Here is an 11014-nt window from a genome sequence, read left to right on the forward strand (position 1 = left end):
TACCATCCATTCATTCTCCTTACAGGAACATTACAATTTTGTAAGGTAAAAAATGCACCTACAAAGTTGTGCACGAAATGTCGGATGGGGTTATTTCGTTCCTGTTATTCTATGTACAGAGGAGGTCATAATATGGATTCACTTAAAAATATGAATAATGCAATGCACTATATTGAAGGTAACCTTACGAATGAAATTGATTTTAAAGAAGTTGCGAGGCTAGCTCTCTGTTCTGAGTATCACTTTAAAAGAATGTTTTCGTTTTTAGCAGGCATATCACTATCTGATTATATTCGCTGTAGACGTCTTACTCTCGCTGCCTTTGAACTAAAAAACAGCAATGTAAAAGTCATTGATGTCGCTATAAAATATGGCTACAACTCACCAGATTCATTCGCTCGTGCATTTCAAAACTTGCACGGTATAACACCTTCAGAGGCCCGAAATAGTAGCCATTCTTTGAAGGCTTATTCACCAATGACCTTCCAGTTATCCATTCAAGGAGGAAATGAAATGAATTATCGAATTGAAGAAAAAGAGCCATTTCGAATTATAGGTATTACAAAACGAGTATCAATCGTTTTCAATGGTGTAAATGAAGAAATCGCTTCTATGTGGAAAAGTTTAAACCCAGACTCCATTCAAACATTAAAGTCACTTTCAAACATTGAACCTACTGGAATTATTAGTGCCTCTACTAATTTTTCTGAAGGGAGAATGGAGGAAAAAGGAGAACTTGATCACTATATTGGAGTAGCCACAACGAAAGATTGTCCAGAGCAATTCGCGCAACTTGAAGTCGCAGCTTCAACATGGGCTATATTTGAAGCTGTCGGTCCATTTCCTGATGCATTACAAAATGTGTGGGGACGTATTTATTCTGAATGGTTCCCTTCTTCGAACTATGAACTAGCGGAAGGACCAGAGATATTGTGGAATGAAAGTAAAGACGTATCCTCTCCGAATTTCAGAAGTGAAATATGGGTACCTGTTTTAAAAAAGTAATATAAGAATCTAACCTTTCCAAAATAAAGAAGCTACTCTTCCTTTTTAAAGGAAAAGCAGCTCTTTTATTTTATACTTCTTCTCGACTCGTTCTTATACAAGAAAATAGTAATAATCGTAAGCACTATAATAACTGCAAAAGTAAATACTCTGTAGTTCGAGATAGTAGCAGTACCAATTAACAAGGCAGGTATAACCGCCACAATTAAGCCGCCAAACATACCAACAAACGATCCTATACTTTGTTTTACTACTTGAGTTTCTGATATCCAATCATAATAACCAAATCGATTATTAATGAAAATCCCCCATACTGCTGAAAATAATGAATATATTATCGGTGTTATGACGATGAAAAGAGAACTCCAAACATCTAGCTTTAACCCGATTATTAGTAATACAGCACTAATAAGTGATGCAGGTATACTCAATGAAAGATTCATAAGAATTTTACTATCATAAATCACCTTTGGCGCTATAGGCAATGATTTAATAATCCATACATTTTTTCCTTCTAAAGACAATGACACACATGTTGTACATGTCATCGAAATCGCTGCTGCAATAGCAAATGGGGCAATTTTTTGCAACAGGGGCTCAATTCCAGGATACGCTATTAATTGGCTTGGTCCTACTACAACTATAGCTAGCGAGAAAGCTAGCGCCATCACGACTCCCATTCCACTATTTATAACATACACTGTAGAAGAGAAGAAACGTGTCAGCTCTTTTTTATACAATGCGACCAATACACTCTCTTTTTTCATGCTATTAATCTCATAATTTGAAAGCATATGATAAGTGGTGATCCCTGTGTTTATTTGCTTATATTTTAACGAAAGTATTTTTATAAAAAGATAATACCAAATCACTGATATCCCCACAAATAAGATGAAAGCTACCATATCAGCATTAACAATTGCTTTTTGAAACATGTTAGCTAATGGATACACTTTAGTTAATTGCTCCGAAACAATTGCACCAATTCCGTTCATATCATTAAGGCTATATTGAGCATTTCCGTTTTTTAGCATAAAGGAACCGAATGTAATAATTACTATAAAACTTAAAATCGTAGTTATTTTATTCGTATTTTTAAATTTAGAAGCGATTGCCGTAATCGAAGCTCCAAAGATTGCTGCGATTGTTGTTGGGATTAAAGATGCGATAAACATACTGATGAACCACATAAAGTAAAAAGAAACTGATGGATTTTCATGTATACAATACACAACTCCCATTGGTAGCATGATTATGATTGAAAAGATTGTATTCAGCAGGTATAAATACAAAAATCTACTTGCAATAACAGTACTTACGCGAATCGGCAATGACATTAAAAAGTCGTAATCCTTAAAAGCAAAAATTTCTCCATTTGCCTTAAATATAGTGAAAAACAACGTTAATATACTGCTAATAACTAGTGCATAGACGGGAATAATTTCACTCATTCCTAGTTTTACCAACCCATATGCCGAAGCTCCGCAATATAACATTAACATGACACCAACTAGAGCAATAGATGCTGTCAGCAAAATCTTATTCTGCTTCTTTTTCTTATCTTTTTCGTATTTAAAGGTGTTTAAACCGAGCTGCGTTATCAACCGAATTTTCAAAAGACCTAAACTATTAGTATTCATTAGCAAGCTCCTTCATAAAGAGCTCTTCCAATGAGCCTTCCTTAATTAAAGAATTTACTTCTCCTGAAAGTGCTAATTTCCCTCTATTAATCATCGCTACTTTATTACATAACTTCTCAGCTACATCTAAAACGTGCGTAGAAAAGAAAATCGCACTTCCTTTTTCACAAAGCTCTTTCATAATACCTTTCAATACTACGGCTGCCTTTGGATCAAGACCAACGAAAGGTTCATCTAAAACTAATAATTTTGGTTTATGTAAAACCGCCGATATAATCGCTACTTTTTGTTTCATACCGTGTGAATAAGAAGATATTAAGTCCCCTAAGTACGGTGTAATCTCAAAAGCATCCCCATACTTCTGTATCTGTTCTTCCCGATCCCTCGCAGGCACTTTAAACACATCCGCAACAAAGTTCAAATATTGAATTCCTGTTAATTGCTCATATAAATCTGGATTATCAGGAATATACGCCATTACTCTCTTACATGCAATCGGATCCTTTTTTACTGAATGTCCATCAATAAAAATTTCACCCTCTTCAAAATCTATAACTCCTACTAACGACTTAATTGTTGTACTTTTCCCCGCACCGTTATGTCCAATAAATCCAAAGATATCCCCTGCTTTAACAGCAATATTCAAATGATCAACTGCTTTCTTACCGTCTTTATATGTCTTGCTAAAATTTATAATTTCTAACATGTAAATCCCCCCCAAATCACCTTTTCGATTGAATTTTCAGACCTTAAAACGAAAAATTTACTCAGTGAGCTTTTCATTATTCCCACTGAGTATTAAAATCCCTTAACACATAGAAACTATAAATATAAAATTTGACTAATATAACTCACATTTGTATTTCTTTTTTATACAAAACGTAAGAATATAAATTCGTTATAATGACAGCAACTACTATAATCCCAAGCATTATATAAGTTCTCCAATCAGCCGGAGCGAAAACACTTATAATCATAATAACTCCTAACGCCACAAATACTTTTCCGCTAAACCGATGTGTTTTCCGCCATACTTCTTCATTACTTAACGTCCATGGATTACGCATCCCGACAAAAAAGTTTGGCTTACACTGTGGTAAATAATTACCCATTACTAAAAATAAAACACCAACTAATAATTCAGGCACCCGATTAATGAATAAGTTATATCCTAATCCACTTGTAATAATATCTATATTTCCTACAAATAGTAGCAATAGTACCCCATTATTCATCATCATAAAGGCTTTAGAAAATTTCTCGTAATTTGCTTTCCTTGGATCAATCTTTGGTATCACATTTAGAAATATATATAATGCAATCATAATTCCGACCATAGAAACCATTCCGTAAAATTTAGACGAATAGCCATCTACCTTACCGCCGCTCCAATGTGTCGCAATTGTATCCGGCAAATGCGGCCAAGCAAACGCCCAAGCTAAACAAGTTATAACGATTAATAAGATTGCAAAAAGATGTTTTTTCATTTCCCCTCTTCCCCCTTATTCGTAAATGTAAACACCCAAGTCAACAAATCTTGAAAGACCGTTGTGTTTAAAGAGTACACAACGAATTGCCCTTTCTTTTCATCTTGAATAAGTTCAGCATTTTTAAGTGCGTTTAAGTGGTGTGAAATACTTGGTTTTGTCATATTGAAATGTTCAGCGATCTCACCAGCGGTTAGATCGCCTTCTTTTAATAAATCTAAAATTTTTCGCCTTGTTGGATCTGCTAATGCTTTGAATGCTTGATTCAATGTCTTTCTTCCCCTCATTAATTAGACATTTAGATATTTATCTAAATGTTAAAATGATTTTAGTTAATTGTCAATCATCTATACGCCCCTTTTTATTTTGTACCCTACGCCAATTACTCTATATTGAATAAAATCTAAAGATTACGCAGGTTAAAAAGGAAAGCAGCTCTTCTGTTTCTTTTCTTAATAATACTTTTTCTGGAACTTCTACAACTGTCTCATCACTTAGTTGTTGTTTTTCAAATAAGCGCAGCCTCTTCCATATGTGTTTTCTCCATTGACTAATCTGTTTGTAAACAATTCCATTCAACCAAAATAGAAACGGTCTAGATTGATCATATGTTGAAATAGATTTCCAAAGTTGAAAGTAGATTTCATTTACGATTTCATTTGTATCATGCCGATTTTTAACTATAGCAAAGACGGTTTCATAGACTCTCTGACTCGTTAAGTTAAATATAAATTCAAAAGCCTCCTCGTCACCTTTTAGTAAACGCTCTATCCAAATATGTATATCTTCATTACTTGCCAAGTAGTGCCCCCTCCTTAACGATGTTCTCACTATATATTGGACGGTAAGCAAAATAAAGTTCCAAATTTCATAAAAAATATAATACTTTTTATTCATTCATATATTTAAAAGGAAAATATATTGAATTATTCCTATAATACTTTTTACTTTTCTAACTTTTAACCTATACTGTTTACTAGCTTATCTTTCAACATAATGAAAAGACTTGAAACACATGATACACTATAGCTACAATTGTTTTTTTTGAGGAGGAATATACATATGTATAAAATTTTAATCGTTGAAGACGATCCAAATATTTCATCATTACTGCAATCTCACATTCAGAAGTACGGTTATGAGGCTGTTGTAGCGGAGAATTTCGATGATATTATGGAATCGTTTAACGCTGTGAAACCACATCTTGTTTTACTTGATGTAAACTTACCGAAATTCGATGGTTTCTACTGGTGCCGTCAAATTCGTCATGAATCTACTTGTCCAATTATTTTCATTTCAGCGCGTGCTGGTGAGATGGAACAAATTATGGCGATTGAAAGCGGTGCGGATGATTACATTACAAAGCCGTTCCACTACGACGTTGTAATGGCGAAAATCAAAGGACAATTACGCCGTATTTACGGTGATTATGCACCAAATATTTCTGAACGTATCGTTGAAGTAGAAGGGTTAAAACTATTTCCAGAACGTCCAGAAATTCATTTTGGATCTGAACAAGTTCTTTTAACGAAGAAAGAAGCTATTTTAGCAGAAATGTTATTATCAAAATTCCCTCGTACAGCGAGCCGTGAAGATTTATTAGCTGCGCTTTGGGATGATGAAAGTTTCGTTGAGGAAAATACATTGAACGTAAACATTACGCGTCTTCGTAAAAAGTTTAATGAGCTTGGTATTGAGAACTCTATTGAAACAGTACGTGGACTTGGATATCGCTTTAACGCAACTTGGAGTGAATAAGCATGAAGCTATTTTTACGTGATCATTTTGCATTTTTCCTACTGTACGTATTAAACTTCGGTATCATCTTCGTTCTTTATGATGCAGTAGATGGATTTCAAAACAATAAATTTTACTTCGTTGTTTTAAGTTTATACTTATTTATTTGTTTCCTCGCTTATCGTTACGTTCGCAATCGTAGAATGTACCATAGATTAAGTGAGCAACCAGAAAAAATGGAAGATGCGTTTATTGAAAGAGCGACTGCTCCGATGCCTCACGGTGTCAATGAACTCGTGCGTACGCAGTACCGCCTCTTCCAAAAAGAACTACAATCGTATGAAGTAAAACAACAAGAACATCAATTATTTATTAACCATTGGGTACATCAAATGAAGACACCTGTTTCTGTTATGCAGCTTATGGTGCTAGAAATGGAAGACGAGCATTTAATTCCAAAGTTTAAAAAAGAATTAGAGCGTCTAAACCAAGGGCTTGATATGGCTTTATACATGGCTAGGTTAAATAACTTCCATGAAGATTTCCATGTCGAGACGATTTCATTAAAAGATACGGTAACAAAAAATATTAACGGATTAAAAGAACTATTCATTCGTAATGGTGTCTTCCCTGTTTTAGAAGTCCATTCTGATTTAAAAGTTGCTTCTGATGCGAAATGGCTAAAATTTATCATCTATCAGTTAATGACAAATGCTGTTCGTTACTCTGGTGAACGCGGAAAGAAAGTTTTCTTATCTGCTTATCGAAACGGAAAAGATATTATTTTAGAAGTTCGTGATGAAGGTGTTGGTATTCCGCAAGAAGATATTCGAAGAGTATTTGAACCGTTTTACACTGGGAAAAACGGTCGCGCATTCGGAGAATCTACTGGTATGGGACTTTATATTGTAAGTAAAATTTGTGATTATTTAGGTCACTCTGTCAAACTAGATTCTGAAGTTGGTAAAGGAACGACGATTAAAATCATCTTCCACAACGCTGCAAATAATCAAGCAGAACATACGGAGAAGGTGACCGAAGCATGATCGTAACATATGCAAGCAAAATGTATGAGAACTCAATCTCATACATTTTTTGCAATACAACTACTTCTATATCTTCTAGCCGGAGGTATAATCTATGACATTTTGGCAATTTGCATTTAAAAATGTAACGCGTAATTCAAGAGCTTATTTTGCTTACTTTGTAAGTAGTTCCTTTTCCATTGCTGTGTTCTTTTCATTTGCTGTTTATTTGTTTCATCCGAAATTACAAAATTTTAGCATGACCTCTGAAATTTCAGGATTAATGATATTTTCAGAAGTAGTAATTGTATTTTTCTCTTTCTTCTTTTTACTATATTCTATTGGTACTTTTTTTAAAGTTAGAAAAAAACAATTTGGTATTTTGACCATTTTAGGAATATCGAGAAAACAATTACATCGTCTTGTTTTTATGGAGAATATGTTAATCGGGATTTTATCTATCTTTTTCGGCATGCAGTTTGGAGTTGTTTTTTCTCAATTTTTTTTATTAGTAACAGCCAAACTTACGCATGTTCCAGGAATATATTTATACGGTCCTACTAACGCGTTTATTCTAACAACCATTGTTTTCCTTAGTCTTTTTATCATTGTATCTGCATTCACACCAATGCTTATTCGTACAAAAAAAGCGGTACACCTTTTAAAAACAAATGGTGGAAAACAAAAAGAAAGAAAACCCTCCATACTTGTTTCATTATTTGGTGCGATTTGTTTATTTGGTGGTTATGCGTTAGCTGGAAATCCTAAATATTTCGTATCAGTAAGCCCGCAAATCGGTGTTATATATATGGTTTCAAGTATTTTCGTTATCCCAATGCTTGTTACAATCGGAACATATTTCTTCTTTTCACAAATTAGTTTCTTACTGATTTATATTTTAAAGAAAAGAAGGAAGTTTTATATGAAACGGATTAATATGCTTTGGATTTCGGATTTAGCGAGCCGTATTCGAACGAATATTAATATGCTTTTTATTGTAGCGATGCTATCTACGATCGCTTTCACAATGATTACGTTTCTATATGGATTCGGGAAATTTATTAAGCTAGAAGTTAATAGAACTTCTCCTTTTCCAATTTCTTATTTTTCTTATGATGCGAACCCTTTTGTTACAGAGCATTTAAATTGGCTTGAGCAACAATTACAAAAAGAGCATTTCCCTTATCAAAAAATAGAAGCTGATATATATGAAACACCACTAAAAGAAGATAAAGATATAGCCATTTATAATGACGTATACGCAATTAAGCAAAGTGACTATAACAAACTTGCAGATTCTTTACGAATGAAACAACTATTTATGGATGATAACGAAGCATATGTGCTAACAGGGACATCTTATATCACCATATTCAACGAATTTGAGCAAAGCTACAAAAGAGATTACATTACACTCTCTAGTACAAATACGAAATTACGAGTGAAAGGCTATGAGCATGTAAACGCAATCCCATCTGACTTTTCATATCAAACGATAGTGTTGCCTGATATTATCGTAAATAACTTACCTAACACCGTAAAACATATATCAGCATACAATTACAAAATTCAAAACTGGGAACAGACATATGAAATTGCTGATAATTTTATAGAAAAGGTGCAAAAAGATCGAAATAAATCCCAGTATGAAGGACCTCTTATTCGATCCTTTGAATCAGCAGGATCGTTATACAAAATAACATCTGGTAGTGCCGCATTCTTCTTAATCGGGACATTTTTAGGAGTTATCTTCTTCATTGGAGCTGGTAGCGTTCTTTACTTTAGAATGTATACGGATTTGACGAACGAACAAGAGAAATATATAACGATTTCTAAAATCGGTGTAACAGATACAGAGATGAAACGATCTGCAACCATTCAACTTAGTATTTTATTTTTCATTCCGTACATTATGGCATCCATTCATACAATGTTCGCAACAAAAATGCTACAAGATGTAATTGGTTTATCTCTGTTCAAAGAAGTTTCAGCCGTTCTTATTATTTTTGGATTCGTTGAAATCGTATTTTTCTTATTTATTCGTTCACTTTATATGCAAAAATTATCACAGTACACGAGTGGACAAAATATTTAAAACAAACTTGATGAAAAGAGTATTTCTTATGCTCTTCTCATCTTCACCCCATTAGGAGGCTAGGTGAATGACATTTTGGCAGTTTGCATTTAAAAACGTGACGCGGAACGCCAGAGCTTATTTCGCCTATTTTGTAAGCAGTGCGTTCTCCATCGCAATCTTTTTCTCATTTGCAGTTTATTTATTTCATCCTAAATTGCATATGACAGACGTGAATTATTCTCTGAACATATTAATGACAATTTCAGAAGTTGTCATTGTGTTCTTTTCATTTTTCTTTTTACTGTATTCAATCGGTACGTTTTTAAAAGTACGAAAAAAACAGTTCGGGATTTTAACAGTACTTGGCATATCTCAAAAACAATTAAAACGACTCATATTTATAGAAAATATGTTAATTGGTGCTCTTTCTATATTTTTTGGCATTCAACTTGGAGTCGTCTTTTCACAGTTCTTTTTATTAGTTACCGCCAAAATTACACACGTACCTGGTTTATATTTATATCCGCCTACAAGTGCTATCGTTTTAACTATCATCATCTTTCTTGGGCTCTTCATTCTCGTATCATCTTTTACACCCATGCTCATTCGTACGAGAAAAGCCGTACGTCTTTTAAAAGAAGGAACAAAACAAAAAGAAAGAAAAGCATCCGTTCTCATCTCTCTATTTGGTGCGATGTGTTTAATATGTGGATATGCGTTAGCCGCAAATCCGCTGTATTTTATGTCGCTAGGTGACATCATTGGGCTTTTATATGCCATCTCTAGTATATTTGTCATCCCATCGCTTATTGCAGCTGGAACATACTTTTTCTTTTCACAAATTAGTTTTTTACTTATTCGTATTTTAAAAATGCGAAGAACGTTTTATATGAAACGAATTAATATGCTTTGGATTTCTGATTTAGCATCACGCATTCGTACGAATATTAATATGCTCTTTATTGTGGCGATGCTATCGACGCTCGCTTTTACAATGATTACATTCTTATATGGATTCGGGAAATTTACAAAGTTTGATGCGATTAGACAAAACCCTTTCCCGTTTACTTATTTATCACATACTGAAAATACATTAGCTGATGAACATTTAAACTGGTTAGAGCAGAAATTTAATGAAGAGCACTTTACTTATACAAAATTTAAAACAGATATATATGAAGTATCTTCAGCTGAAGATAACACACAGCTCTATTACGCAATTAAACAAAGTGACTATAATGTACTTGCTAAGGCGTTAAATTGGGAAAAACTCACGGTGAATAAGAATGAATCTTATATCCTTATGAAAGACTTAGATGATCAAGTTATTGGAACACTTCACAATAAAGACAAGAAAAATACTCTTACACTTACTCAAAACAATTTACAACTACAAGTGAAAGAATATAAAAGTTATAACCCATTCCCAAACAGCTTAATATACCAAGTACTCATACTATCTGATGAAAATGTAGAAGCCTTATCCACCGTTTCCAAACAAATGAGTGTATATAACTTCAAGGTTACAGATTGGGAGAAAGCACATAATATCGGTTCAGCGTTTATAACAAAAATCGATAACGACAATGCAGCGATTCAAGCAGAGCATCCACCGTTCCATGCAAGTGAAGCGAGCGATTCTCTATATAAAACAAAACTAAATGTCGCTTCGTTCTTCTTAATTGGTACTTTCCTAGGGGTTATTTTCTTTATCGGTGCTGGCAGTGTTCTTTACTTCCGAATGTATACAGATTTAACAAATGAGCAAGAAAAATATATAACGATTACGAAAATTGGCTTAACTGAGACTGAAATGAAACGTTCAGCGACAATTCAGCTTGCGATTCTTTTCTTCGTGCCTTACATTATGTCATCGATCCATACGATGTTTGCGACAAAGATGCTACAAGAAATATTACATCTCTCGTTTTTCGCTGAGATTACAGTCGTACTTATGATTTTTGGAACGGTTGAAATTCTATTTTTCCTTTTAATTCGTTCCTTCTATATGCAAAAATTATCACAACACATTAAGTTTTAGAG

Annotated in this window: 10 protein-coding genes; 5 read left to right on the forward strand and 5 right to left on the reverse strand. The window is 33.8% G+C overall.

Features of this window, described 5'->3' with window-relative positions; genetic code table 11:
- The first annotated feature begins 132 nt into the window (after nt 1-132).
- Nucleotides 133-1005 carry an AraC family transcriptional regulator gene (locus BCG9842_RS24030; RefSeq protein ID WP_000377725.1) on the forward strand — a complete coding sequence of 291 codons (873 nt, stop codon included), beginning with the start codon at nt 133-135 and terminating at the stop codon, nt 1003-1005.
- A gap of 65 nt (nt 1006-1070) precedes the next feature.
- Here BCG9842_RS24030 and BCG9842_RS24035 read toward each other — a convergent pair whose 3' ends face one another.
- The 5 genes from BCG9842_RS24035 to BCG9842_RS24055 form a co-directional block, all read right to left on the reverse strand.
- Nucleotides 1071-2645, reverse strand: coding sequence for a hypothetical protein (locus BCG9842_RS24035; protein WP_001095674.1), 1575 nt, complete (start codon nt 2643-2645; stop codon nt 1071-1073).
- A complete protein-coding gene (locus BCG9842_RS24040) occupies nt 2635-3351 on the reverse strand; it encodes an ABC transporter ATP-binding protein (protein WP_000889752.1) in 717 nt (238 codons plus the stop codon). The genes BCG9842_RS24035 and BCG9842_RS24040 overlap by 11 nt, the downstream gene beginning before the upstream one ends.
- 145 nt (nt 3352-3496) lie before the next feature.
- Nucleotides 3497-4132: an SdpI family protein gene (locus tag BCG9842_RS24045; RefSeq protein ID WP_000716351.1), complete on the reverse strand. Its 636-nt coding sequence runs from the start codon at nt 4130-4132 to the stop codon at nt 3497-3499.
- Nucleotides 4129-4401: an autorepressor SdpR family transcription factor gene (locus tag BCG9842_RS24050; protein WP_001070526.1), complete on the reverse strand. Its 273-nt coding sequence runs from the start codon at nt 4399-4401 to the stop codon at nt 4129-4131. The genes BCG9842_RS24045 and BCG9842_RS24050 overlap by 4 nt, the downstream gene beginning before the upstream one ends.
- A 118-nt stretch (nt 4402-4519) precedes the next feature.
- Nucleotides 4520-4933, reverse strand: a complete 414-nt coding sequence (locus BCG9842_RS24055; RefSeq protein ID WP_000157858.1) for a sigma factor — start codon at nt 4931-4933, stop codon at nt 4520-4522.
- A gap of 261 nt (nt 4934-5194) precedes the next feature.
- Here BCG9842_RS24055 and BCG9842_RS24060 point away from each other — a divergent pair, with 261 nt between their 5' ends.
- The 4 genes from BCG9842_RS24060 (at nt 5195) to BCG9842_RS24075 (ending at nt 11012) form a co-directional block, all read left to right on the forward strand.
- Nucleotides 5195-5890 (forward strand): response regulator transcription factor, encoded by a 696-nt coding sequence (locus BCG9842_RS24060; protein ID WP_000276738.1) that lies wholly within the window; start codon nt 5195-5197, stop codon nt 5888-5890.
- 2 nt (nt 5891-5892) lie between these two features.
- A complete protein-coding gene (locus BCG9842_RS24065; RefSeq protein WP_000765341.1) occupies nt 5893-6915 on the forward strand; it encodes a sensor histidine kinase in 1023 nt (340 codons plus the stop codon).
- A gap of 94 nt (nt 6916-7009) precedes the next feature.
- On the forward strand, nt 7010-8989 hold the full coding sequence (locus BCG9842_RS24070; RefSeq protein WP_000145076.1) for an ABC transporter permease: 1980 nt from the start codon (nt 7010-7012) through the stop codon (nt 8987-8989).
- Between the two features lie 67 nt (nt 8990-9056).
- Nucleotides 9057-11012 (forward strand): FtsX-like permease family protein, encoded by a 1956-nt coding sequence (locus tag BCG9842_RS24075; protein WP_000145001.1) that lies wholly within the window; start codon nt 9057-9059, stop codon nt 11010-11012.
- Nucleotides 11013-11014 lie beyond the last annotated feature (2 nt).

It is taken from the genome of Bacillus cereus G9842 (assembly GCF_000021305.1).
GTDB classification, from domain to species: domain Bacteria; phylum Bacillota; class Bacilli; order Bacillales; family Bacillaceae_G; genus Bacillus_A; species Bacillus_A thuringiensis_S.

Excerpts from the sequence above, each read along its gene's own strand:
- BCG9842_RS24075 (WP_000145001.1), top strand. The coding sequence starts at position 9,057 with ATGACATTTTGGCAGTTTGCATTTAAAAACGTGACGCGGAACGCCAGA.
- BCG9842_RS24060 (WP_000276738.1), top strand. The coding sequence starts at position 5,195 with ATGTATAAAATTTTAATCGTTGAAGACGATCCAAATATTTCATCATTA.
- BCG9842_RS24030 (WP_000377725.1), top strand. The coding sequence starts at position 133 with ATGGATTCACTTAAAAATATGAATAATGCAATGCACTATATTGAAGGT.
- BCG9842_RS24035 (WP_001095674.1), bottom strand. The coding sequence starts at position 2,645 with ATGAATACTAATAGTTTAGGTCTTTTGAAAATTCGGTTGATAACGCAG.
- BCG9842_RS24040 (WP_000889752.1), bottom strand. The coding sequence starts at position 3,351 with ATGTTAGAAATTATAAATTTTAGCAAGACATATAAAGACGGTAAGAAA.
- BCG9842_RS24070 (WP_000145076.1), top strand. The coding sequence starts at position 7,010 with ATGACATTTTGGCAATTTGCATTTAAAAATGTAACGCGTAATTCAAGA.
- BCG9842_RS24045 (WP_000716351.1), bottom strand. The coding sequence starts at position 4,132 with ATGAAAAAACATCTTTTTGCAATCTTATTAATCGTTATAACTTGTTTA.
- BCG9842_RS24065 (WP_000765341.1), top strand. The coding sequence starts at position 5,893 with ATGAAGCTATTTTTACGTGATCATTTTGCATTTTTCCTACTGTACGTA.